This is a genomic window from Mycobacterium sp. IDUB_9, assembly GCF_055419505.1.
Window position 1 is genome coordinate 573,129 of sequence record NZ_JBVAXU010000003.1, and the last position, 25,269, is coordinate 598,397.

A 25,269-nucleotide genomic window follows, 5' to 3' on the forward strand; every position below is an offset into this window, starting at 1 on the left:
AATCTTAAGAATCCTTTAACCGGCGAAGGCCGCCACCGGTCCGATCACGATGATCGCCGGAGGTCGAATGCCGTCCGCGCGGATCCGCTCGGGCGCGTCGCCGAGCGTGGCCCGCAGCGTGCGCTGAGCGACAGTCGTGCCGTGCTGCACCACCAGAACGGGCGTATCCGCAGGTCGGCCGCCCTCCAGAAGGGCCTTGGTGAACAGTTCGATGCGCTCGACGGCCATCAGCAGCACGATGGTGCCCGTCATCGCTGCCAGTGCGTTCCAATTCACTAACGATTCGGGGTGGCCGGGCGCAACATGGCCGCTGACCACCACGAACTCGTGGGTCATGCCCCGGTGCGTGACCGGAACCCCGGCCAGTGCGGGTACCGATATGGCACTCGTCACACCCGGGACGACGGTGACCGGGATACCGGCCTCGGTGCACGCCAGGACCTCTTCATATCCGCGCGCGAAGACGAACGGATCGCCGCCCTTGAGGCGGACGACGAACTTTCCGGCGCGGGCCCGGTCCACCAGCACCTGGTTGATCGCGTCCTGAGCCATCGCCCGCCCGTACGGGATCTTGGCCGCGTCGATCACCTCGACATGGGGGCCGAGTTCGGCCAGCAACTCCTGCGGAGCCAGCCGGTCGGCGACCACGACGTCGGCGCGGGCCAGCAGGCGTCGTCCGCGCACGGTGATCAGCTCGGGGTCGCCCGGACCACCGCCGACGAGGGCCACCCCGCTGGGAGTCTCCCCCGGCTCGCTACCGGCGTCTGTGGTGAGCAGACCGCGTTGCAGCGCTTCGTGGATGGCGGTGCGGATGGCCGCCGACCGGCGGTGCTCACCGCCGGCCAGGACGCCCACCGAGAGTCCATCGGAGTCGAATGTCGCCGGGGTCACCGCGGATCCTTCGCGAGCCACGTCGGCGCGGACGCAGAAGATGCGCCGCTCGTCGGCTTCGGCGGCGATGGCCGCGTTGACCTCGGAATCGTCGGTGGCGGCGAGCACATACCAGGCGCCGTCAAGATCCCCGGGGCGGAAGTCGCGCAGCTGCAGGGTGATCCCCGGTTCGTCGTGCGACAGTGCCTCCACCGCAGGGCTCGCCGCTCGGGCGATGACATGTACGTCGGCGCCGTGGGCGATCAGCAGGGGCAGCCGACGTTGCGCGACGGTTCCGCCGCCGACAACGACGACCTTCTTGCCCGACAGGCGCAGGCCGACGAGGTAGGCATTCTCGGTCACCCGCCGAGCTTAGAGGTTGCTGCCGTGGTCACGAAGCGGGTGATGGCCTCAGGGTGCGCGGCGGGGTGGGTGTGCAGATATCCGGCGTGCACACCGAGCTGCACCGCGCCGTCCCGCCGGGCTGCCTGGCCCGCGGTCGCGAATGCCCAGGCCGGCGGTTGATCGTCGACGAATTCCACTGCAGTTCGGTGGAATTCGTGGCCGGTAACCCGATTGCCTGCCGCGTGCAGGCTGGAGTCGACAACCGCGACGGCGTCGCGGTAGCCCAGCGTGAGGCGTTCGGTGAAGCGTGCCGAGCCGGCGAGCACACCGCACATCGGCACGCCGTCGAGATCGTCGACCAGATACGTCAGGCCCGCGCATTCGGCATGCACAGGGGCGCCCCGGGTGGCGAGATCCCTGATCTGCTGGCGGACAAGATCGTTGGCCGACAGCTCGGCGGTGAACTGTTCGGGGAATCCGCCGGGCAGTACCAGCGCATCCGCACCGGCAGGCAGAGCTTCGGACAGCGGGTCGAACTCGGCGACCTGCGCGCCGGCCCCGCGCAACAGTTCGGCGTGTTCGGCATAGCTGAAGCTGAACGCCTTACCGGCAGCCAGGGCCACCGTGACATTGGTCACCGATTCGGCGACCGGGCTCCACGACTCGGCGGTGACGTGGGCCGCCGATGCGGATACCAGGGCCTCCAGATCGACGTGGCGGGCCACCAGCGCGGTCATCGCGGCCACCGCGTCGCGCGCCTGACGGCCGTGCTCCACTGCGGTGATGAGACCGAGATGTCTTGACGGGACGGATAATTCGTCATTCCGAGGAATCGCGCCGAGCACCGCCACACCGGCATGCTCACACGCCTGGCGCAGGACCGCCTCGTGCCGGTCCGAGCCCACCCGGTTGAGGATGACCCCGGCGATCCGCACCGCGGGGTCGAAGGTGACGAAGCCGTGGATCAGCGCGGCGATGCTGTGGCTCTGCCCGCGGGCGTCGACCACCAGCACCACCGGGGCCCCCAGAAGCCCGGCGACCTGGGCCGCCGAACCTCGCGGGATACCGGTCATCTGCGACTCGATGCGGCCGTCGAACAGGCCCATCACACCCTCGACCACCGCGATGTCGGCACCGGCGCAGCCGTGCCGGTACAGCGGGCCGATCAGATCCTCACCGACCAGCACCGGGTCCAGATTGCGGCCCGGGCGGCCGGCTGCGAGCGCATGGTAGCCGGGGTCGATGAAGTCCGGGCCCACCTTGAACGGCGCGGGAGTGTGACCGGCCTGGCGCAGTGCACCGACCAAACCTGTTGCCACCGTGGTCTTCCCGCTGCCCGAGGCCGGTGCAGCGATCACCACCGCGGGCACAGTTACCACTCGATGCCTTTCTGGCCTTTGCGGCCGGCATCCATCGGATGCTTGATCTTGGTCATTTCGGTCACCAGGTCCGCGGCGTCGATCAGGGCCTGCGGGGCATCCCGGCCGGTGATCACCACGTGCTGGGTGCCCGGGCGGGCATTCAGTACCTCGACTACTTCTTCTACGGCAACCCAGCCCCACTTGAGCGGGTAGGTGAACTCATCGAGCACGTAGAAGTCGTGACGTTCCTCGGCCAGCCGACGTTTGATCTCGGCCCAGCCGTCGGCGGCGGCCGCCGCGTGGTCGACGTCATCGCCGTGCTTACGCGTCCAGGACCAGCCCGAGCCCATCTTGTGCCACTCGACGGGGCCGCCCGCACCGTGCTCGTCGTGCAGCCGACCGAGCTGACCGAATACGGCCTCTTCCCCGACCTTCCACTTCGCGCTCTTGACGAACTGGAACACCGCCACCGAGAAGCCCTGGTTCCAGGCCCGCAGAGCCATCCCGAAGGCCGCGGTGGACTTGCCCTTCCCTGGCCCGGTGTGCACGGCGAGCAGCGGCGCGTTGCGGCGGGCCTTGGTGGTGAGGCCGTCGTCGGGGACGGTCAGCGGCTGTCCCTGTGGCATTGGGCGGTCCTCTCTTTCTGCGTCTCGGGCCGCGCTAGGCGGCGGTCTGGTGCTGGACGAGCCGGGTCAGTTCGGCCGCACGCAACTGCTCGAGCCGGACTGCCGGCGACCCCAGCTGCTCGGCCAGTTGCCCGGCCAATCCGAGTCGCACAAACGATGTTTCACAGTCGACCACCACAGCGGCAGCACCCTCGGCCACCAGAGCGGCCGCGGCTTGTCTGGTGCGGCCCAGCGGATCCGGGCCACCCGTGGCGCGACCGTCGGTGAGCACCACCACCAGGCTGCGCCTGGCGCGGTCGCGGGCCTTCTCGCGGATCACCAGGTCACGGGCGGCCAGCAGGCCTTGGGCCAGCGGGGTCTTGCCTCCGGTGTCGAACCGCGCCAGCCGCCGACTGGCGATGTGCACCGAGGTGGTGGGCGGCAGCAGCACCCGCGCGTCCTGTTGGCGGAACGTGATCACCGCGACCTTGTCCCGCCGCTGGTAGGCATCGCGCAGCAGGGACAACGTCGCGCCGGTGACCGCCGACATCCGGTCGCGGGCGGCCATGGACCCGGAGGCATCGACGACGAAGATCACCAGATTGCCCTCGCGGCCTTCACGTACCGCACGGCGGATGTCTTCGGGCCGGGGGCGGGGCAGGCCGGCGCCCTGTTGGCGGCCTGCAGTGGCGAGCAGGGTGGCGAACATGTGCAACCCGTGCCCGGCGCCGGGCTCCGCGGTGGCCGCGATGGGAGTGCCGGTGCGATTGCGTGCGCGTGAGCGGCGGCCTGGGGCGCCCTCCCCGACACCGGGCACCACCAGCGCCCTGGTCCGGAATACCGACGACGGCGGGGCACTCGGCCGCGTCGAGGGTTGTTTCGAACTGCCCTGTGGCGCGCCACTTTCCGAGCCGGAATCTGCTCCACCACCGGGCGGATCGAAGTCGGGATCGAAGTCCGGGTCTGACGGCTCGGGATCCTGTCCGGCTTGCGCGGCCGACTCCCCTGCCTGCTGCATCGCCTCTTCGAGGCGTTCGGGGTCCAGCCCCGGATCGTCGAACGGGTCACGACGGCGCCGGTGCGGCAAGGCCAGTTCGGCAGCCACCCGGATGTCTTCTTCGGCGACCGTGGTGGCACCGCGCCAGGCGGCATGAGCGACAGCGGTGCGCGCCACCACCAGGTCGGCGCGCATCCCGTCGACGTCGAACGCCGCGCACAGGGCGGCAATACGGCGCAGTTCGCTGTCGGGCAGGACCACCGAGCCGATCGCTGCCCGGGCCGCGGTGATACGCCCGGCCAGTTCGGCGTCGGCAGCCGCGTGTCGATCGACGAAACCCCGCGGGTCGGCTTCGAACGCCATGCGGGCGCGGATCACCTCGACGCGGACGTCGACATCGCGTGAGGCGGCGACGTCGACGGTCAGCCCGAACCGATCCAACAGCTGGGGACGCAGTTCACCTTCCTCGGGGTTCATCGTGCCGATCAGGACGAATCGGGACTCGTGTGAGTGCGAAATCCCTTCGCGCTCAACATGGACCCGGCCCATGGCAGCGGCGTCGAGCAGCACGTCCACCAGGTGGTCGTGCAGCAGGTTGACCTCGTCGACGTAGAGGACGCCGCCGTGGGCGCGGGCCAGCAGGCCCGGCGAGAAGGCGTGTTCGCCGTCGCGGAGCACCTTCTGCAAGTCCAGCGATCCGACCACCCGGTCCTCGGTCGCGCCGATCGGCAGTTCCACCAGTCGGGCATCGTCGTCGACTGCGGAAAGCACCGCGGCCAGGCCACGGACCGCGGTGGATTTCGCGGTCCCCTTCTCACCGCGGATCAGAACGCCGCCGATCTCAGGGTGAACCGCGCACAGCAGCAGGGCCAGGCGCAGCCGGTCCTGCCCCACCAGTGCGCTGAACGGGTAGGTCTGGGTCTCCGCCGTCATCAGACTCGCTCTCGCGTCACATCGGCTCCGGGCCGCACCATCGGCACATGAGGGATACCGTCGTCAAGGAATTCGTCGCCGTCGCGGACGAATCCGTGCCGGCCGTACATGTCGACCAGGTAGGTCTGGGCGTTGATGCGGCACGGGTAGTCGCCGACCTCGGCCAGCGCGGCCTGCATCAGCCGGGTGGTGTGCCCGCTACCGCGAGCGCTGCGTTTGGTGCACACCCGGCCGATCCGGAACGCCTTCTCTCCCCCGGGATGCTCCTCCATCAAACGCAGTGTCGAAATGACTTCTCCGTCGGGTGTTTCCAGCCAGAAGTGGCGGGTCTCAGCGAGCAGATCGCGGCCGTCGAGCTCCGGGTAGGGGGTCGCCTGCTCCACCACGAACACCTCGACACGGAGCTTGAGCAGCTCGTAAAGCGTTGGTACGTCGAGGTCTTTGGCCCAGCTCCGGCGTAGCGCGACCGTCATCCGCCCGCCCCGGTCACGCGGTCACAGGGGCGTCCAGTAGGAGCGCCTTACTGCCCCACGCCCAGACCTCCTCGAACAAGCCCGGTTCGTCGGACAACTTGGTGCCCAGCGACGGCACCATCTCCTTGAGCTTGGGTAGCCAGCTCTGGTAGCGATCGGTGAAGCAGCGCTCCAGCACGTCGAGCATGGCCGGCACCGCAGTGGAGGCGCCCGGCGAGGCGCCCAGCAGACCGGCGATGCTGCCGTCGGCCGCCGTGAGCACGGTGGTGCCGAACTCCAGCACGCCGCCAGCGCCCTTGCGCCGGATCACCTGCACGCGCTGCCCGGCGATGTCGAGTTCCCAATCGGAATCGACTGCGCTGGGCGCGAATTCGCGCAACGTATCGACGCGCGCGGCCTCGCTCAGCAGCAGCTGGCCGACCAGGTAGTTCACCAGACCCATCTCGGTGAGACCGACACCGAGCATGGACATGATGTTGTTGGGCTTGACCGACAACGGCAGGTCGGTGAACTTGCCCTGCTTGAGGAACTTCGGCGTCCAACCGGCGAACGGGCCGAACAACAACCACGATTTACCGTTGATCACGCGGGTATCCAGGTGCGGCACCGACATCGGCGGCGCACCCAGCGGCGGCAACCCGTACACCTTGGCCTGGTGGCCTGCGGTCAGCGCCTGATTGTTGGTCCGCAGGAATGCGCCGCCGACCGGGAATCCGCCGAAGCCCTTGGCCTCCGGGATGCCCGCCTTCTGCAGCAGTGGCAGCGCACCGCCACCGGCGCCGACGAACACGAACTTGGCATTGAACTTGCGCTTGAGGCCGGTGCGCCGGTTGGTCACCTTGAGCGTCCAGGTGCCGTCCGATTCCTTGCGCAGATTGCGCACCTCGTGGCCGAAAAGGGTGTCCATCCCGCGCTGCGCAGTAAAGCCGATCAACTGGCGCGAGAGCGCGCCGAAGTCGACATCGGTACCGTGCTGCGACCAGTTCAGCCCGACCGGATCGGAGAAATCACGCTTGGCCGCCATGAACGGCAGCCGGCGGGCGAACTCGTCCTTGTCGTCGATGAATTCCATCGAGGCGAACAGCGGATTGCCGACGAGCGCCTGGTGCCGACGCTTGAGGTAGTCCACGTTGCCGGCACCGTGGACAAAACTGACGTGCGGGACCGGATTGAGGAAGCCGCGCACATCGGGCAGCACGCCGTTCTCGGCCGCATAGGCCCAGAACTGCCGCGACACCTGAAACTGCTCGTTGACGTTGATGGCCTTGGCGGTGTCGATCGAGCCGTCGGACAGTTCGGGGGTGTAGTTCAGCTCACACAGCGCCGAGTGTCCGGTGCCTGCGTTGTTCCACGGATCGCTGCTCTCGGCGGCAGCGCCGTCGAGACGCTCGATCATGGTGATGGACCAGTCCGGTTCCAGCATGCGGATCAGAGCGCCGAGGGTTGCGCTCATGATGCCGGCCCCAACCAGCACGACGTCAGTCTTCACGGTCGTACCCACGTTTGACTCAGACACCCTGATCGCTCGTCCTTTGCATTGCGCGGCCCGTCGCCGTCGACGGGCTTTCTGTTATTCCAAGGTTATCGCGCGACGAATCCCAGTTGGCCAGGCATGGTAGTGCGATCCGTCACCCATCCGTCCTCCTCAGCGCCACGACAGTCCGCCAACCACCCCCGATCTGGTGCGTGGCCCAGCAACCTTGCAGGTCCTCGGGCCGGCAACGGACTCCGCTACGTCATTACGACGCCGGTTTCCAGCGCGCAGCTAGGGTGGAACCGTGACGTCACGGGAGCCCGCTTGGGAGCCGGATGTGTTGCCGGGGTTCTGGCAGCAGACCATCGATTCAGGACCCGATCCCGACGGCGAAGGCGACCTGGTCGCCACGCTGGTACGCCGGGGTCCGGGCGCCACAGCGAACGGGGCAACACGGCCCGGCCACGCCGTGCTGGCACTGCACGGCTACACCGACTACTTCTTCCACACCGAACTGGCCGATCGATTCGTCGAGCGCGGCTTCGCGTTCTATGCGCTGGATCTGCCCAAGTGCGGACGCTCCCGGCATGACGGCCAGACCGCGCATTTCACCACCGATCTGGCGCGGTACGACAACGAGTTGCAGCGGGCACTGGAGGTGATCGCGGCCGACACCGGCGATGCCACGGTGTGCCTGTACGGGCATTCGGCGGGCGGGCTGATCCTGACGTTGTTCGCCGATCGCCTGCGCCGCAGCGGGCGGCTCGCCCAGCTTCGCGTCGGGGGGCTGATCCTCAACAGCCCGTTCTTCGATCTGCACGGACCGGCGATCCTGCGAACCGCACCCACGTCGGCGGCCCTGATCGCCCTGGCCCGCTTACGCAAGCTGTCGGTGATCCGTAAACCCACCGAAGGCGGTTACGGCACCACCCTGCATCGCGATTACGGCGGCGAGTTCGACTACAACCTGGACTGGAAACCGTTGGGGGGCTTCCCGGTGACGATCGGATGGATCAACGCCATCCGCCGCGGGCAGGCCCGGCTGCACCGCGGCCTGGACGTCGGCGTACCGAACCTGATCCTGCGGTCGGACCGCAGCGTCACCGAAACGTCCGACCCCGCCTCGATGCAGCGCGGTGATGCCGTGCTCGATGTCACCCAGATCGCCCGGTGGTCCGGTTGCTTGGGTAACCACACGACGATCGCCCCTGTCACCGACGCCAAACACGACGTTTTCCTGTCGGTCGCCGACGCCCGCGCGGCGGCCTACCGCGAGCTCGACCGGTGGTTGGACTACTACCTCAATCTGCAAACCCGGCCGAGCACAACATCTTCGGGATAGGACCGCGCATGGAGCATTACGACCTGACCATCATCGGCACGGGCTCGGGCAACAGCATTCTCGACGAGCGCTACGACGGGAAGAAGGTCGCGATCTGCGAGCAGGGCACCTTCGGTGGCACCTGCCTGAACGTCGGCTGCATCCCCACCAAGATGTTCGTCTACGCCGCTGACGTCGCGGACACCATCCGGGCCGGCGCCGAGTACGGCGTCGACGCGCACATCGACAAGGTGCGCTGGTCCGACATCGTCTCCCGGGTGTTCGGCCGCATCGATCCGATCGCTGCCGGCGGCAAGGACTACCGCCGCAACGATCCCCACATCACGGTGTATGCCAGCCACACCCGGTTCGGCCCCAAAACCGCCGACGGCCGCTACACCCTGCGCACCGAAGCCGGTGAAGAGTTCAGCAGCGATCAGGTAGTGATCGCTGCCGGATCCCGCACCTTCATCCCGCCCGCCATCGTGGACTGCGGCGTCACCTACTACACCAGCGACGACATCATGCGGATCCCCGAACTGCCCGAGCACCTGGTGATCGTGGGCGGCGGATTCGTCTCGGCCGAGTTCGCCCACGTGTTCTCGGCTTTGGGCGTGCGGGTCACCATAGTGGTGCGTGGCGACTGCCTTCTGAGCCATTGCGACGAAACGATCTGTCATCGCTTCAGCGAACTGGCCGCCGAGAAGTGGGACCTGCGTACGCATGAGAACGTGATCGGCTCCCATCACGACGGCGACAAGATCGTCCTCGAACTCGACGACGGCAAGACCTTGCACGCCGACATGCTGCTGGTGGCCACCGGCCGGATTCCCAACGGGGACCTGCTCGACGCCGAACTCGCCGGGGTCGAGGTGGACGAGGACGGCCTGGTGATCGTCGACGAATATCAACGCGCCACCGCGCGTGGCATTTTCGCACTCGGCGACGTGTCTTCGGATTATCAGCTCAAACATGTCGCCAACCACGAGTCACGGGTGGTGAAGGAGAACCTGCTGCGCGACTGGGATGACACCGAGGCGATGGTGCGCAGCGATCACCGGTTCGTGCCGTCGGCGGTGTTCACCGAACCGCAGATCGCCACGGTCGGTTTGACCGAGGCTCAGGCCCTCGACGAGGGCTACGACTTCGTCACCAAAGTTCAGGCGTACGGCGACACCGCGTACGGCTGGGCGATGGAGGACACCACCGGCATCGCCAAGCTGATCGGTGACCGCAACACCGGCAAGATCCTGGGTGCCCACATCATGGGCTATCAGGCATCGTCGCTCATCCAGCCGTTGATCCAGGCGATGAGCTTCGGACAGACCGCCCATGAGATTGCGAGGGGCCAGTACTGGATCCACCCGGCACTGGCCGAGGTGATCGAAAACGCGCTGTTGGGACTGGCCGAATAAGCCGTACCGCTGAGCACGGGCCGGTCAGGCCCGTGCAGCCCAGCGTTGCTCGATCCGACCGAACCGCCAGATCCCCAGGGCCACAGCCCAGCTCACCACGAAAAGGCCCACGATCGCGAAGCCGACGAACTCCAGATCGGCCGATCCGACGAAGGCCAGCGGCCCCGTGGTGATGCCGAGGCGCTCCACCAGCAGGCCGCTCAACACGATCACCCCGACCCCCAGTGCCACGACCACCGAGAGCACCGTCACGGTCAGGTTGTAGTAGACCTTGCGGACCGGCTGCAGGAACGCCCAGCCGTAGGCCCGCGCCATGAAGATTCCATCCAGGCTGTCGAAAAGGCTCATCCCCGCCGCGAACAACACGGGCAGGACCAGCATGGCGTACCAGGGCAGGGCGAAGGCCGCGGTTCCGGCCGCCAGCACCAGCAACGCCACCTGGCTGGCGGTGTCGAACCCGAGCCCCATCAGGAACCCGACCGGGTACAGATGCCAGGGCTTGTTGACCCGCCGCATCACCCGGCCCAACAGGCGGGCCACGAATCCCCGGCTGTCGAGTTGACGTTCGAGCTCTGCCTCGTCGTACTCGCCGCTGCGCATGGACCGGAAGACCTTGGCGATACCCACCGCGGCAAGCAGATTCGTGACGCCGATCAGGATCAGGAAGGTTCCGGCCACGAGCGAGCCGATCAGCCCCAGGGTCTGCAGCATCGCGGACCCCTCGTCCTGCACCGGCCCGACGAGCGCCCGGATTCCCAGTGCCAGCAGCAGGGCCAGGCCGAACACCACGCTGGAATGCCCGAGGGAGAACCAGAACCCCGCCGACACCGACCTGGTGCCCTCACCGACCAGCTTTCGCGTGGTGTTGTCGATGACGGCGATGTGGTCGGCGTCGAACGCGTGGCGCACGCCCAGCAGATAGGCGGTGACGCCGAGGCCCACCCCGAACACCCCGGCCGAGCCGAGTGTGATGTGCTGCGGCACCACTCCGAAGACGAGTACACCCCAACCGAGGACATGCAGCAGCAGGACGAATCCGGTGACCGCGACGATCGACGTCCAGTCGGAGCGGTCGAAACGGGTTGCCAATCGGGCAGATCGGGCGGTTGCCGGCGATGCACCGATGGTCATCGACCGAGCGTAAGGCGAGCGCTGATATCTGTCCAGATGAACAGATGAGATGGCGCTTCAGCCGTGCCGGGCCCCGATCCAGTGCAGCAGATCGTGCACGGTCTCGTCCCCGAGCCGGTAGTTGACCGTCCGGCCGACCCGAGTAGAGGTGACCCACCCCTGGTCACGGAGCACCCGCAGGGCCTGGGAGACGGCGTTCTCCGAACGGCCGAGGGCGGTGGCCAGATCGCTGACGCAGATCCCCGGTGCCCGGTGCAGACCGAGCAGGATCTCCAGCCGGTGCGGATCCGACAACAGGTCGAAGCGCTGTGCCCACCCTGGGGTGTCGACGTCGGCCAAGGCTGACGACGCGCGTTCGACCTGGACCTCTTTACCGTGGTGGTCCACGATACGAATCTAATCCAGAAAGCCGTGCAGCAACGCCGATGAACCGCCGACGTGGGCCAGCATGGCCTCGGCGGCTCGCTCACTGTCACCGGCCAGGATCGCCATCACGATCGCTTCGTGCTGCTCGTCGGAGTGGGCGATGTTGCGCGGCAACAGCGGAATCTGATCCAGCAGCGCGTTGAGCCGCATCCGATTCTCGGCGACCAGCGGCACCAGCGACGGCGACCCTGCGGCCTCCGCGATGGCGAGGTGCAGCCGCGAATCCAGACGGCGGTAGTCGTCGGGTTCAGCGGCGCGCACATCTGTCAGCCGGGACCACAGCCCCTCCCGCTCGGCTGCGCTCAACGTCCGTCCGGCCGCCATCCGTGCCGCACCGACCTCCAGGATCTCGCGCAGTCGCAATGCGTCGTCGATCTCCTCGCGCGTCGGCCGATGACTGGTCGCGGGAAGTGCAGGCAACTCAGCGGCCAGGAAGGTACCGCCGTACCGGCCCCGCTTGGACACCAGGTAACCGGCATCGGCCAGCGATTTGATCGCCTCCCGGACCGTGTCACGGCTGACGCCCAGGCGGGCAGCCAGCTCACGCTCGGGGGGCAACGACTCACCTGGGCCCAACACTCCCAGGCGAATGGTCTCCAACAACCGGCCGACGGTGTCCTCGAAGGCATTGCCGAGCCGAACGGGACGCAACAGTGCACCCGCGGTCGGCTGCTGAGGATCGGGTTCGGCTGTCATGGCGCGCTACCAGCGTGTCACAGGGGCGTGACGTAGGCGGAACTGATGCCGCCGTCGACGAGGAAGGTCGAACCCGTGATGAACGACGCGTCGTCACTGGCCAGGAAAGCGACAGCCGCCGCAAGTTCTTCGGGCTGCGCGAACCGTCCCAACGGGATGTGTACGAGCCGACGTGCGGCCCGCTCGGGATCCTTCGCGAACAACTCCTGCAGCAACGGGGTGTTCACCGGGCCGGGACACAGGGCGTTGACCCGGATTCCCTGCCGCGCGTACTGCACCCCCAGTTCGCGTGACATCGCCAGCACGCCGCCCTTGGATGCGGTGTAGGAGATCTGGGAGGTGGCCGAACCCATCACCGCCACGAACGACGCGGTGTTGATGATGGAACCCTTGCCCGCGGGCACCATGTGGCGCAGCGCCGCCCGGCAGGACAGATAGACCGACTTCAAGTTGACGTCCTGCACCCGTTGCCAGGCCGGCAGCTCGGTGGTCTCGATCAGGTCATCTTCGGGCGGCGAGATCCCGGCGTTGTTGAACGCGATGTCGACGGTGCCGAATGTGCTTGCCGCAGTGTCGAAGAGATGGTCGACGGCATCCTGGTCGGACACGTCGACACCGACGAACAGCCCGTCGAGTTCCTCGGCTGCGGCCTCGCCCGCGGCGGGGTCGACATCTCCCACCACGATCGTGGCGCCCTCGGCTCGCAGCCGCCGCCCGGTGGCCAGGCCGATGCCGCCGGCGCCGCCGGTGATGACGGCGACTTTGCCGGCCAGACGTTGGGTCAGATCCATCTAAAAGGACTCCTCTGCTCGATCTTCTACGGCGATGAAGACGTTTTTCATTTCGGTGAAAGACAGTGGCGCATCGGGTCCCAACTCGCGTCCAAGGCCGGACTGCTTGAAACCACCGAACGGAGTGTTGTACCGCACCGAGGAGTGTGAGTTGACACTGAGGTTGCCCGCTTCCACCGCCCGGGACACCCGCATGGCGCGCGAGAGGTTGTCGGTCCAGATCGAGCCCGACAAACCGTAGGGAGTGTCGTTGGCCAACGAGATGGCATCGGCCTCGTCATCGAACGGCAGCACGGTCACCACCGGCCCGAAGATCTCGTCGGTCACGGTGCGGTCGGTGCGCTGCGGGGTCAACACCGTTGGCGGGAACCAGAACCCGGGTCCGTCCGGTGCGGTCCCCCGGAACGCCACCGGGGCACCGTCGGGTACGTAGGACGACACCGACTCCCAGTGCGGACGCGATACCAACGGCCCCATCTCGGTGTCGCGCACCGTGGGATCTCCGACGGCGACGCCCTTGACCGCCGGTTCGAGCAGCTCCATGAATCGGTCGTAGACATTGCGCTGCACCAGTATCCGGCTACGTGCGCAGCAGTCCTGCCCGGCGTTGTCGAACACCCCGTACGGGGCGGTGGCCGCGGCCTTCTCAAGATCGCAGTCGTCGAACACGATGTTCGCGCTCTTGCCACCCAGCTCCAGGGTCACCCGCTTGACCTGAGCCGCCGCCCCGGCCATCACCCGCATCCCCACCTCGGTGGACCCGGTGAACACCACCTTGCGGACACCGGGGTGGGTGACGAACCGTTCCCCCACCACCGAACCCCTGCCCGGCAACACCTGGAAGAGCCCAGCCGGCAAACCTGATTCGACGGCAAGCTCACCGAGCCGGATCGTGGTCAGCGGGGTCCACTCGGCGGGCTTGAGCACCACGGCGTTGCCGGCGGCCAGTGCCGGGGCGAAGCCCCACGCGGCGATGGTCATCGGGAAGTTCCACGGCGTGATGATCCCGACGACACCGAGCGGTTCGTTGAACGTGACATCCAAGCCACCGGCCACCGGGATCTGCTTGCCGCTCAACCGTTCCGGGGTGGCGGAATAGAACTGCAGGACATCCCGGACGTGCCCGGCCTCCCACTCGGCCTGCCCGATCGGGTGCCCGGAATTGGCCACCTCGAGGGCGGCCAGTTCATCGATGTGGGTGTCGACGACAGCGGCGAAGGCACGTAGCGCCGCGGCCCGCTCGGCCGGCGCCAGCCGGGCCCACGCCCGTTGCGCCGCGGCGGCCCGCGCCACCGCGTCGTCGACGGCATCCACGTCCAGGAGGTCGACCGTAGTCAGCACCTCTTCCGTGGCCGGGTTGACGACCTGGCTGGAAGTCATGAAACCCTCTCTGTCGCGTAGGTTCTGGCCGCCTCGACCACCGCGGCGAACAGCCGTAGGTCGTCGAGGGTTTCTTCAGGGTGCCATTGCACGCCCAGCACAAACACATCGCCGGGCAGTGCGGGGTCACGTTCTACCGCCTCGATCACGCCATCGGCGTCCCGGGCGCTCACCACCAGTCCTTCGCCGAGCCGGTCGATCGCCTGGTGGTGATAGCACTGCGCGTCGGATGTCTCACCGACCAGATCTGCCAGTCTGGTGTCGGGCACTGTGCGCACCGCCGACGTGCCGAACACCGCGTTGCCCCTCTGGTGGTGGGTGTGCCCGATCACCTCGGGCAGATGCTGGTGCAGGGTGCCGCCCAGCGCAGCGTTGAGCACCTGCGCCCCTCGGCACACGCCGAGCACCGGAATATCGCGTCGCAGGGCGGCTTCCAGCAGAGCGAACTCCCAGGCGTCGCGCTCGGTGGCCGGCTCATTGGTGGCCGGATGGGGCTGCTGCCCATAGCGTGCCGGATCCACGTCCGGGCCGCCCGTGATGACCAGACCGTCGACGCGGTCGAGCACCCGATCGGCAATATCGCGGTCGACCGGCTGCGGCGGCAGCAGCAGTGCGATGCCGCCGGCACGGGTGACACCGTCGAAGTAGACCTGCGGCAGGAAACTCGCCCGCACGTCCCAGACTCCCGTCTGCGCCTGCTGCAGATAGGTCGTCATGCCGATCACCGGCCGCGCGCTCGCACCGCGCATCTCAGAGCCGCTCAAAACCGCGCACCCTTTCCCAGTCGGTCACCGCGGAATTGAATGCCGCCAGTTCGACCCGCGCGTTGTTCAGATAGTGCTCGACGACGTCGTCCCCGAAGGCCGTGCGCGCCACCTCGGACTTCTCGAACAGCTCGGCCGCCTCGGCCAAGGTGGTCGGTAGCCTTTGCGCCTCACTGGCATAGGCATTGCCCGGCAGCGCGGCGGGCAGTTCCAGTCCGTGATCGATGCCGTACAGACCTCCGGCGATCAGCGCCGAAACCGCCAGATACTGGTTGACGTCACCGCCGGGCGCCCGGCATTCGACCCGCATACCGGCCCCGTGGCCGACCACCCGCAACGCGCAGGTGCGGTTGTCCATGCCCCAGGCAATGGCGGTCGGCGCAAAGCTGCCGTCGGCGAATCGCTTGTAGGAGTTGATATTCGGTGCGTAGAACAAGGTGAGCTCGCGCAGTGTGGCCAGTTGACCGGCGATGAAACTGCCGAACATCGACGACATCCCGTGCGGCCCGGCCTCGTCGGCGAATACGGGTGACCCGTCGTCGCCGCGTAGCGAGATGTGGATATGGCAGCTGTTGCCTTCGCGTTCATCGAATTTCGCCATGAACGTCAGGGCCTTGCCGTGCTGGTCGGCGATCTCCTTGGCGCCGTTCTTGTAGATGGTGTGGTTGTCGCAGGTGTTGCGGGCATGGTCGTAGCGGAAGGCGATCTCCTGCTGACCGAGGTTGCACTCCCCCTTGACACCCTCGCAGTACAGCCCGGCGCCCTCCATGCCGCGGCGGATGTCATGCAGCAGCGGTTCCATCCGGGTGGAGGCCATCATCGCGTAGTCGACGTTGTAGTCGCTGGCCGGCGTGAGGTCGCGGTAACCCGCAGCCCAAGCCTCGCGGAAGGTGTTGTCGAACACCATGAATTCGAGTTCGGTGCCGACATAGGGCACCAGCTTCCGCTCGGCCAGACGGTCGATCTGCCGGTTGAGGATGCTGCGCGGCGCCTGCTCGACGGGCCGACCGTCGGGCCACGACAGATCCGCCATCACCAGCGCGGTGCCGGGTAGCCACGGGACCACCCGCAGTGTGTTGAAGTCCGCGGTCATCACCATGTCGCCGTACCCGGTGTCCCAGCTCGACATCGAGTAGCCATCGACGGTGTTCATGTCGACATCGACCGCGAGCAGATAGTTGCAACACTCGGCGCCGTGCGCGGCGACCTCTTCGACGAACAACCGCCCGGAAACCCGCTTGCCCGTCAGCCGGCCCTGCATATCGCAGAAGGCGACGATCACGGTGTCGATCTCACCCGCCGCCACCATTTGCTCCAGGTCGGCCCGTGCCAGCATGCCGGGGTTCTGGCTCATTGCGCACCCTCCTGCCCGTGTGGGATTCGCCGACCAACCGACCGTCCAGCCGACCATTGCGTCGCCGATGACGTGATGATCGTGCACCGAATTAGCATGATTGTCATCCTAAAAGGTAGGACAACAGACCAATAACGTTCTATTGTCCGTGTGCAGCGCAGGGTTCATCCGCTCAACCCGCCCGCATCACGAGGAGCCGCCATGCCCGAGGGGCACGAAGAACTCGCCGAACACCTCACCGACGACGAACAACATCTTGCCAAGCTCGGTTACGTTCAGGAACTGCAGCGGTCCTGGTCCGGCTTCTCCAACTTCGCCATCTCGTTCTCGATCATCTCGATCCTGGCGGGTTGCTTCACCTCATTCGGGCTCGGCTGGAACAACGGGGGCCCGGCCGCCATCGCCTGGGGGTGGCCGATCGTCTCGATCTTCATCCTGATCATCGGGTTCTGTCTGGCCGAACTCGTCTCCGCCTATCCGACCTCGGGCGGGATCTATTGGTGGGCATCCAAACTCGGCGGCTCCAAGGCCGGCTTCTACACCGGCTGGCTCAACCTCATCGGCCTGATCGCAATCCTGGCGTCGGTGTCCTACGGCAGCGCGACGTTCCTGGACCTCACCTTGGGCACGTTCAGTGAATCCTGGCTGGCGAATTACAGCCTGACCCGGGTATTCATCATGTTTCTGATCATCCTGGCGCTTTCGGCGGTGATCAACATCTTCTCGTCACACCTGCTGGCTGTCATCAACAACATCTCGGTGTGGTGGCATGTCGCCGGCGCCACCGCGGTGGTCGCCATCCTGTGGCTGCTCCCCGACCAACACGCCAGTGCCTCCGAGGTTTTCGCCAAGACCATCAACAATTCCGGCATCTTCTCGGGTTCGACTTCCGGTTGGGGCTTCCTGCTGTTCGTGCTCCCGATCTCGGCGATCCTGACCCAGTACACGATCACCGGATATGACGCGTCGGCGCACCTGTCCGAGGAGACCAAGAGCGCCGCCAATGCCGCCGCGAAGGGAATCTGGCAGTCCATCTTCTACTCGGCGATCGGCGGCTGGATCCTGTTGCTGTCATTCCTGTTCGCGGTGCAGAACTCTGACGAGGTGTCGGCCAACGGCGGAGCCGTCGCGACAATCTTCACCCAGGCGCTGACATCGAAATGGGCCGGCGTGGTGCTGCTGATCGCCACCGCGGGTCAGCTGTTCTGCACCACCGCCTGCCAGACCAGCGCATCGAGAATGCTGTTCGCATTCAGCCGGGACCGCGCAGTCCCCGGGCACCAACTGTGGTCGAAGGTCAACGCGACGCGCGTTCCGGCCAACGCCGTGATGATCACCGCGGTGATCGCGGCGATCATCACACTGCCTGCCATCGTGCCGGTGAAAATTCCGGTCAACGGCGTCGAGGTGCCTTCACCGGTGGCGTTCTACGCAGTGGTCTCGATCGGTGTGGTCGGGCTCTACCTGTGCTTCGCGGTACCGATCTACTACCGGTGGAAGGCCGGCGACTCGTTCGAGCAGGGCCGATGGAACCTCGGGAACAAGTACAAGTGGATGGCCCCGGTGGCGATCGTCGAAATCATCGTCACCTCGGTCATCGCCATGTTCCCCACCTCGCTCGGCGGCATGCCGTGGGATCCGAGTTTCCAGTGGAAGTTCGTGAACTACACCCCGCTACTCGTGGGCAGCGTGCTGATACTGCTCTTCATCTACTGGCATGCGTCGGTGAAGCACTGGTTCACCGGCCCGATCAAACAGGTGGACGCCCCGACCGCTGACCTGCCCGGCTGATCACCCCAGCAGTTCACGGATGTCGGAGGCGGAGATGGTCGAGCCGAACAGATCCCCGTCATCGACCACCGCGGCGAACAGGGCCCGCTTGCGGTCCTGCAACGCAACCACCTTCTCCTCGATGGTGTTCTCCGCGACCAGGCGGTAGACGCTGACCGGCCGGGCCTGCCCGATGCGGTGGGCCCGGTCGACAGCCTGTGCCTCGGCCGCCGGGCTCCACCACGGGTCACAGAGGAAGCAGTAGTCGGCAGCGGTCAGGTTGAGCCCGAATCCGCCCGCCTTCAGGCTGATCAGAAATACTTGCTTGGCACCGGCACCGAATTCCTCGATGGCTCTGGCCCTTCCGTCGGAGTCGACGGAACCGTCGAGGTAGCTGTAGGCGATGCCTGCGGAATCCAGATGTGCCCGGACGATGGCGAGGAACCCGGTGAACTGGCTGAACACCAGCGCACTGTGCCCCTCGGCTACCAGCTGATCGAGTTGTTCGACCAGGAAGTCGATCTTGGCCGACCCCACCGAGCGCGCGGAGTCGTCGACCAATCCCGGATGCAGGCTCAGCTGACGCAGCAGGGTCAGTGAACGGAAAATCTGGAACCGGTTCTTCTCCCAGTCCCCCAGCAGTCCCAACACCTTCTGGCGTTCCCGGGCCAGCCGCGTGTCGTAGATCTTGCGATGCTTCACGCTCAGGCCGATGGTCAGCACCTGCTCGGTCTTCGGGGGCAGCTCGGCGAGCACCTGGCTTTTCGTCCGGCGCAGCAGCACCGGCTTGATCCGCCTGCGCAACACCGGTAGCAAATCGTCGGCAGTTCCCGATTCGATCGGCTTACGGAAATATGTCTCGAACACTTTCGGTGACGGGAACAGCCCGGGCACCGTGATCGACAGCAGCGACCACAACTCCATCAGGTTGTTCTCCATCGGCGTGCCGGTGATGGCCAACTTGAACGGCACGTCGAGCAGCCGGGCCGCCTGATGGGTCTTGCTGTGATGGTTCTTGACGAACTGGGCTTCATCGAGAATCATTCCGGCCCAAGGGATTTGCGAATAGGCGGCAACGTCCATACGCAGCAGCGTGTAGGAGGTGACCACGATGTCCGCCGCGGCCACCTGTTCGGCCAACCCCACCGACGCCCGCGCAGCGGTGGAGGTCACCACCGCCGCGTTCAGGCCGGGAGTGAACTTGCGGCATTCGACCACCCAGTTGCGGGCGACGCTGGTGGGCGCCACCACCAGAAACTTCCCGGCTCCACCGCTGACGGCACGCGCGATGAGCGCCAGGGTCTGCACGGTCTTCCCCAGGCCCATGTCGTCAGCGAGGACTCCGCCGATTCCGTTGTCCCACAGGAAGGAAAGCCAGTCCAGCCCGTCACGCTGGTAGTCACGCAGTTCGGCATCAAGGCCCGCCGGCGGTTCGACCGGCACGGGCGGGCGGGCGGCGGCCAAACGCGCCAGATTGGCCCGCCACCGGGCCAGCTGCTCGTCGACGACACCGAGTTCGAGCAGTTCGTCCCACAACGTGATGTTGAGTGATGCGGCGTTGACCCGGTCCCCGTCGATCTCGCCGAGTGCGCGCGCCTCGTCGAGCAGGGCCCTCAGCCGGACCACCTCAGGCGTGTCCAGCCGGAAGTAGATACCCGAAGGCAGCAACATATGCGTTGCGCCGGCGGCCAATTCGCGGATTACCTCGGCCAGAGCCACCGTCTCACCGTCCACGCTCACCGTGACGTTCAGGCTGAACCAGTCACCGGGCAGTGAGGTATCCCCGGAAAAGGACAGGACCGGGTCGGCACCGGCAGCACGGTACCGGCCATCGGCGTCGACGATCAGATCTGCGAAACAGCTCAACTGAGGCAGGGTCTCGTCACACAGCACCGCGGCCTCGACCGCGGTGAGATTCACCCCGCACAGCAGCGTGCGCTGGGACGCCACCGCGACCGCGTCGAGGGAGCTCACGGTATTCACGATGGCCCGTAACTCGTGGACGGCGTCGGTGTCGAGCGTCGTGGAGATGCGACGGTTGACATGCTGCGCTGCTTGACGTTTCCAGTCCTGCGCGGCCGCTGCGACCGCCTGCAGCGCGGGCATCACCCGCTGCCAGAGCTCCTCCTCGGCGGCGGGGTCGCGGTACCCGATCAGGCCGGCCGAGGACACCGGGTCGAAGTCGTGATGCTGATCGTTGACCTCATACCGCGTGCTCCAGAAGACCCGTGCTCCGCCGTCGACGACATTGACGGTCAATGCCGGCAGCGGGCCGGTGATGGTCGGCGGGACGAAGAGCCCGTCGGCGACGTCCATGTCGACGCTGCCGGCCAGCCGCGGCAGGATGTCCACCGCGAGTTCGCGCGCCATGTCGGCTGGGATGTGCACCTGCTCGTGATGCCCCAGTAGTTCGGCCATGGTGCGCCCGGGCACCGGATCGAAGGCGCCCAGCCGTAGCACCGAATCGACGACCTGGAACATCCCGTGGGGCGCCGGCATCCCGATCAGCCCGACGCCGTCGGGATCGCGTCCCTGACCGTCGACGATCAGGGACACCGACATCACGGCACCGCCTCCCCCCTCGGCGGCGAAGTCGAGCCGGAGATGGACGTTCTTGGTCAACTCGACCGCACGAATGTCCGATGCCGGGTCGGCCAGGATGGTGACGCCGGCATCCAGCACCTCGGCGAGCCGCGGCCACAACGTGGCGGGCATCCCGTTGAGCATCATCCCGTCGCCGCTGTGCTGCGGTGAGGAATACCGAACCATCTCCGACACCAGCGCCCGCACCGCCCGGTACTGGTCGTGATCGAACTCGCCGGCGTCGGGATAGTCCGCGAGGCGGCGCCACGTCAATGCCCGGCTGATCCAGGTGCCCCGTTTACCGAGGGTGAGGGGGCGCAGCATCAGCAATGTCCCCGGGCGGTAGCGAGTGGGCGCGCCGATGGAGAATTCCAGCGCGATCGGTTTGCCGCCCTCTGCGGGAAGGGCGACCTCGTCGAGCACCTTGTCGAGCAGGTAACGCCAGCGCTCCGCCGGGGGATGCGCTGAGTCCGAAGGTGCAGCCGTCAGCACCAGAGCGACGGCATGTTTGCAGAACGACCCCACGGGGCATGAACACAAGGCCCACTCGACGACAGCGCGGCTGCCCGGCGACAGGCCGACCTCAAGGACGTAGAGCTGACCATGCGAACCCACACACCGTCCGCGCAGCACCCGGTCGTCGTCATCGAACTCGATGTCGCGGACGCGCCCCTCGGCGGCATAGCGTTCACCACGCACCGTGGACTGTGCGCCGAAATCGCGAATCAGCTCGTCACGGGCTATGCCGAAGCCGAATCCAGGCCTCATGTGAGGAGGATAGAGCCAGCCCCCGACATGTCCTGGCCACACCCCCGACACACCACGGGTGGCGCGCCGCCGACAGATCCTGTGTAGGGTCGAACTGATGTGTGGAGCCGCCGGGGAGGTGCGTCTCGATGGCCGGACACCGGATATTTCAGCGGTGTCGGCCATGGCAGACGCGATGGCGCCCAGGGGTCCGGACGCGGCCGGTGTGTGGTCGCAAGGCCGGGTCGCGCTGGGTCACCGCCGCCTGAAAATCATTGACCTGACCGAAGCGGGCGCCCAGCCCATGGTCGATCCCGAATTGGGGTTGACCGTTTGCTGGAACGGCTGCATCTACAACTACCAGGAGCTGCGCCGGGAACTGTCCGGGCACGGCTACCGCTTCTTCTCGCACAGTGACACCGAGGTGTTGCTCAAGGCCTATCACCACTGGGGTGACCGGTTCGTCGAACATCTGATGGGCATGTTCGCGTTCGCCATCGTCGAACGTGACACCGGCCGGGTGCTGCTGGGCCGCGACCGGCTGGGCATCAAGCCGCTGTACCTCACCGAGGACGCCCACCGGATCCGGTTCGCCTCGTCGCTACCGGCGCTGCTGGCCGGCGGCGGTGTCGACACCAGGATCGACCCGGTCGCACTGCACCACTACCTCACCTTCCATTCGGTGGTGCCGCCTCCGTTGACGATCCTGCAGGGCATCAAGAAGGTGCCGCCCGCTTCCGTGGTCGCGATCGAACCCGACGGCACCCGGCATTCGACTGTCTACTGGTCACCGGACTTCACCCGGCACTCCGACCGGGCCGACTGGTCGGACAAAGACTGGGAGGACGCCGTACTGGAGTCACTGCGGCGCGCTGTCGAGCGTCGCCTCGTGGCCGACGTGCCGGTGGGGTGCCTGCTGTCGGGCGGGGTCGATTCCAGCCTCATCGTCGGCCTGCTCGCCGAGGCCGGCCAGCACGGGCTGTCCACGTTCTCGATCGGCTTCGAGTCGGTGGGCGGGGTTGCCGGTGACGAGTTCCAGTACTCCGACATCATCGCCGAGCACTTCGAAACCGATCACCACCAGATCCGGATCGGGACCGACCGCATGCTGCCCGCCCTCGACGGTGCGATCGGCGCGATGAGCGAGCCGATGGTCAGCCATGACTGTGTGGCCTTCTACCTGCTCAGCCAGGAAGTGTCCAAGCACGTCAAGGTGGTGCAGTCCGGACAGGGCGCCGACGAGGTGTTCGCCGGTTATCACTGGTATCCGCCGATGGCCGAGCCGGGCGCGGCAAGCCTGGACGGTTCGGTGGCCAGCTACCGGAGCGCGTTCTTCGACCGTGACACCACCGCGGTGAGCGCCCTGATCAGCGACGCATACCGGGCCGAGGGAGATCCCAGCGGGGTGTTCGTCTCCGATCACTTCGCCGCGGCGGGCGCCCAGACCGGTGTGGACCGGGCACTGCGCCTGGACACCACGGTGATGCTGGTCGACGATCCGGTGAAGCGGGTCGACAACATGACCATGGCGTGGGGGCTCGAGGGCCGGGTGCCGTTCCTCGATCACGAACTCGTCGAGCTGGCCGCCACGTGTCCGCCCGGCCTCAAGACCGCGTACGGGGGCAAGGGTGTGCTCAAACAGGCTGCCCGCCGGGTGATCCCGGCAGCAGTGATCGACCGGCCCAAGGGGTACTTCCCGGTCCCGGCGCTCACCCACCTTGAGGGGCCGTACCTGGATCTCGTTCGCGACGCGCTGTATGCGCCAGAGGCCAAGGAGCGCGGTCTATTCCGCCCCGAGTCCGTCGACCGGCTGCTGGCCGATCCGAACGGCAAGCTGACCCCGCTGCGCGGCAACGAGTTGTGGCAGATCGCGCTGCTCGAGTTGTGGCTGCAACGCCACGGAGTGACGGGGGCCGCGGCATGACCGCCACCGACCATGACGCGTCGGCCTCGGCACTGGAGCCCGACCACACCGAGGCGATCACGCTCGGGTTGCACGATGCCTCACCTCAGCACCTGGTCGATGCCATGGCCGACGACGTGGTTCTCGAATTGGGCTGGGGCCGGCTGATTTTCGGGCAGACCTTCGCCGACCCTGAGCAACTCGCCGAGGTGCTACAGCAGGAAGGTCCGGGCCGCCGCGACATCTGCATCTACGCCCGCGAATCGCATGTCCTGATCGCCCGCTCCCCCGCGGAGCTGTTCATCGACCCCAGTCACACTTACCGGCTGCGGTTCACCGATGAGCTCACCGCCGCCGACCCCGTCGGGTTCACCGTGCGCACCCTGCAGACACCGAGCGACGCCGACGCGATGAATCGGGTGTATGTGCGGTGCGGGATGGTGTCCGCACCCGTGGACGTCATCTGGCACAACCACACCCTCACCCCGGCCGTGGTCTATCTGGTCGCGGTGCGTGACGACGACGGCAGCGTGGTGGGCACCGTCACCGGTGTCGACCACAAGCGCTTGTTCGCCGACCCCGAGGACGGGTCGAGCCTGTGGAGCCTGGCGGTCGACCCAGCGGCCGGACTGCCCGGCGTCGGCGACGCGCTGACCCGGACGCTGGCCGGGATCTTCCGTGAGCGGGGCCGGGCATACCTGGATCTGTCTGTGGCCCATGATAATTCCGCCGCCATCGCGCTGTACGAGAAGCTGGGTTTCCATCGGGTCCCGGTACTGGCCGTCAAACGCAAGAACGCGATCAACGAGCCGTTGTTCACCCATCCTCCGGAGACCGTCGACGATCTGAATCCGTATGCCCGCATCATCGCCGACGAGGCGATGCGTCGCGGTATCCGGGTCGAGGTGCTCGACGCGGGCGCCGGCGAGATGCGGCTGTCGCACGGTGGCCGCAGCGTCATCACGCGAGAGTCACTCTCGGAGTTCACTTCTGCGGTGGCCATGGCCCGCTGCGACGACAAGCGGCAGACCAGACGGATCGTCTCCGACGCCGGCATCTCGGTCCCCAAGGGCCGGCTGGCCACCTTCGACGGTGAGGATCACGAGTTTCTGGCCGAGGTCGGCGATGTGGTGGTCAAGCCCACCCGCGGCGAGCAGGGCAAGGGCATCACCGTGGGGGTGGACGGCAGCGACGAGTTGGACGCGGCGCTGCACCGGGCCCGCGAGCAGTATCCAGAGGTGCTGATCGAGCAGCGCGCCGCCGGCGACGATCTTCGCCTGGTGGTGATCGACGGCAAGGTGGTGGCTTCGGCGATCCGCAAGCCCGCCGAGGTGGTCGGTACCGGAAAACACACGGTGCGTGAGCTCATCGAGACGCAGTCCCGGCGCCGGGCTGCTGCCACCGGCGGGGAATCGCGCATCCCGATGGACGACGTCACCATGGGAACAGTTGCCGACGCCGGCTGGTCATTCGACGATGTGCTGCCCGAGGGCGAGCGTCTGCGGGTGCGGCGGACGGCCAATCTCCATCAGGGCGGGACAATTCACGACGTCACCGCGGAGGTGAACCCCGAACTGTGCCGGGTCGCCGTGACCGCGGCCGAGGCGATCGGCATTCCGGTGACCGGGATCGACCTGCTGGTGCCCGATGTGACGGGCCGCGATTACGTCTTCATCGAGGCCAACGAACGCCCCGGGCTGGCGAACCATGAGCCACAACCCACCGCAGCGGCGTTTGTGGATTTCCTGTTTCCGCAGCAGCCGGGGTTGCCGCAAGCCTGGACGCCTTCGGAGGCGGCTGACTGAGCGCCCGCGCGAAGGCAGGCCGCCGACCCTAGAACACCGTGGCGGCTGACTGAGCGCCCGCGCGAAGGCAGGCCGCCGACCCTAGAACACCGTGGCGGCTGACTGAGCGCCCGCGCGAAGCAGGC

General features: G+C 66.9%; 19 protein-coding genes. 5 read left to right on the plus strand and 14 right to left on the minus strand.

Annotation, left to right across the window (positions count from 1 at the left end; translation table 11 throughout):
• Positions 1-15: 15 nt before the first annotated feature.
• Genes cobA through mqo form a run of 6 tightly spaced genes read right to left on the minus strand, consistent with a single transcriptional unit; the run spans position 16 to position 7,037 of the window.
• Positions 16-1,233, minus strand: a complete 1,218-nt coding sequence (cobA, locus tag ACZY08_RS17200; RefSeq protein ID WP_463745471.1) for a uroporphyrinogen-III C-methyltransferase — start codon at positions 1,231-1,233, stop codon at positions 16-18.
• Positions 1,230-2,585 (minus strand): cobyrinate a,c-diamide synthase, encoded by a 1,356-nt coding sequence (locus ACZY08_RS17205; RefSeq protein ID WP_463745470.1) that lies wholly within the window; start codon positions 2,583-2,585, stop codon positions 1,230-1,232. The genes cobA and ACZY08_RS17205 overlap by 4 nt, the downstream gene beginning before the upstream one ends.
• 2 nt (positions 2,586-2,587) lie before the next feature.
• The gene (cobO, locus tag ACZY08_RS17210) at positions 2,588-3,202 is read right to left on the minus strand and encodes a cob(I)yrinic acid a,c-diamide adenosyltransferase (RefSeq protein ID WP_463745469.1); all 615 of its coding nucleotides are present in this window, start codon (positions 3,200-3,202) and stop codon (positions 2,588-2,590) included.
• A gap of 34 nt (positions 3,203-3,236) precedes the next feature.
• Entirely contained in the window at positions 3,237-5,111 is a 1,875-nt protein-coding gene (locus ACZY08_RS17215; RefSeq protein ID WP_463745468.1) for a magnesium chelatase subunit D family protein, read from the minus strand.
• A complete protein-coding gene (locus ACZY08_RS17220) occupies positions 5,111-5,584 on the minus strand; it encodes a GNAT family N-acetyltransferase (RefSeq protein ID WP_463745467.1) in 474 nt (157 codons plus the stop codon). The genes ACZY08_RS17215 and ACZY08_RS17220 overlap by 1 nt, the downstream gene beginning before the upstream one ends.
• A gap of 13 nt (positions 5,585-5,597) precedes the next feature.
• On the minus strand, positions 5,598-7,037 hold the full coding sequence (mqo, locus tag ACZY08_RS17225) for a malate dehydrogenase (quinone) (RefSeq protein WP_463745966.1): 1,440 nt from the start codon (positions 7,035-7,037) through the stop codon (positions 5,598-5,600).
• A gap of 325 nt (positions 7,038-7,362) precedes the next feature.
• On the opposite strand from mqo, the gene ACZY08_RS17230 reads away from it, so the two are divergent.
• Both ACZY08_RS17230 and mtr read left to right on the plus strand, forming a co-directional pair.
• Complete coding sequence (locus ACZY08_RS17230; protein WP_463745466.1) at positions 7,363-8,400, plus strand: alpha/beta hydrolase; 1,038 nt, start codon at positions 7,363-7,365, stop codon at positions 8,398-8,400.
• 8 nt (positions 8,401-8,408) lie between these two features.
• Positions 8,409-9,794 (plus strand): mycothione reductase, encoded by a 1,386-nt coding sequence (gene mtr / locus ACZY08_RS17235; protein ID WP_463745465.1) that lies wholly within the window; start codon positions 8,409-8,411, stop codon positions 9,792-9,794.
• Between the two features lie 24 nt (positions 9,795-9,818).
• On the opposite strand, the gene nicT is transcribed toward mtr, so the two are convergent.
• Genes nicT through ACZY08_RS17270 form a run of 7 tightly spaced genes read right to left on the minus strand, consistent with a single transcriptional unit; the run spans position 9,819 to position 16,336 of the window.
• Positions 9,819-10,925, minus strand: a complete 1,107-nt coding sequence (nicT, locus tag ACZY08_RS17240; protein WP_463745464.1) for a Nickel transporter NicT — start codon at positions 10,923-10,925, stop codon at positions 9,819-9,821.
• 57 nt (positions 10,926-10,982) lie between these two features.
• Positions 10,983-11,312 (minus strand): ArsR/SmtB family transcription factor, encoded by a 330-nt coding sequence (locus tag ACZY08_RS17245; RefSeq protein ID WP_463745463.1) that lies wholly within the window; start codon positions 11,310-11,312, stop codon positions 10,983-10,985.
• A 9-nt stretch (positions 11,313-11,321) separates the two neighbouring features.
• Positions 11,322-12,047, minus strand: a complete 726-nt coding sequence (locus tag ACZY08_RS17250; RefSeq protein ID WP_463745462.1) for a FadR/GntR family transcriptional regulator — start codon at positions 12,045-12,047, stop codon at positions 11,322-11,324.
• Between the two features lie 17 nt (positions 12,048-12,064).
• Entirely contained in the window at positions 12,065-12,838 is a 774-nt protein-coding gene (locus tag ACZY08_RS17255; RefSeq protein ID WP_463745461.1) for a 3-oxoacyl-ACP reductase, read from the minus strand.
• A complete protein-coding gene (locus tag ACZY08_RS17260; protein WP_463745460.1) occupies positions 12,839-14,218 on the minus strand; it encodes an aldehyde dehydrogenase family protein in 1,380 nt (459 codons plus the stop codon). It lies immediately after the preceding gene.
• The gene (locus ACZY08_RS17265) at positions 14,215-14,967 is read right to left on the minus strand and encodes a gamma-glutamyl-gamma-aminobutyrate hydrolase family protein (RefSeq protein ID WP_463745965.1); all 753 of its coding nucleotides are present in this window, start codon (positions 14,965-14,967) and stop codon (positions 14,215-14,217) included. The genes ACZY08_RS17260 and ACZY08_RS17265 overlap by 4 nt, the downstream gene beginning before the upstream one ends.
• Position 14,968: 1 nt before the next feature.
• Positions 14,969-16,336, minus strand: coding sequence for a glutamine synthetase family protein (locus ACZY08_RS17270; RefSeq protein ID WP_463745459.1), 1,368 nt, complete (start codon positions 16,334-16,336; stop codon positions 14,969-14,971).
• A 201-nt stretch (positions 16,337-16,537) separates the two neighbouring features.
• Here ACZY08_RS17270 and ACZY08_RS17275 point away from each other — a divergent pair, with 201 nt between their 5' ends.
• Positions 16,538-18,127, plus strand: a complete 1,590-nt coding sequence (locus tag ACZY08_RS17275) for an amino acid permease (RefSeq protein ID WP_463745458.1) — start codon at positions 16,538-16,540, stop codon at positions 18,125-18,127.
• On the opposite strand, the gene ACZY08_RS17280 is transcribed toward ACZY08_RS17275, so the two are convergent.
• Positions 18,128-21,457, minus strand: coding sequence for a DEAD/DEAH box helicase (locus ACZY08_RS17280; RefSeq protein WP_463745457.1), 3,330 nt, complete (start codon positions 21,455-21,457; stop codon positions 18,128-18,130).
• 97 nt (positions 21,458-21,554) lie between these two features.
• Between ACZY08_RS17280 and ACZY08_RS17285 the strand changes: the two genes are divergently transcribed.
• Complete coding sequence (locus ACZY08_RS17285; protein WP_463745456.1) at positions 21,555-23,360, plus strand: N-acetylglutaminylglutamine amidotransferase; 1,806 nt, start codon at positions 21,555-21,557, stop codon at positions 23,358-23,360.
• Positions 23,357-25,144, plus strand: a complete 1,788-nt coding sequence (gene ngg, locus ACZY08_RS17290; protein WP_463745455.1) for an N-acetylglutaminylglutamine synthetase — start codon at positions 23,357-23,359, stop codon at positions 25,142-25,144. The genes ACZY08_RS17285 and ngg overlap by 4 nt, the downstream gene beginning before the upstream one ends.
• Positions 25,145-25,269 lie beyond the last annotated feature (125 nt).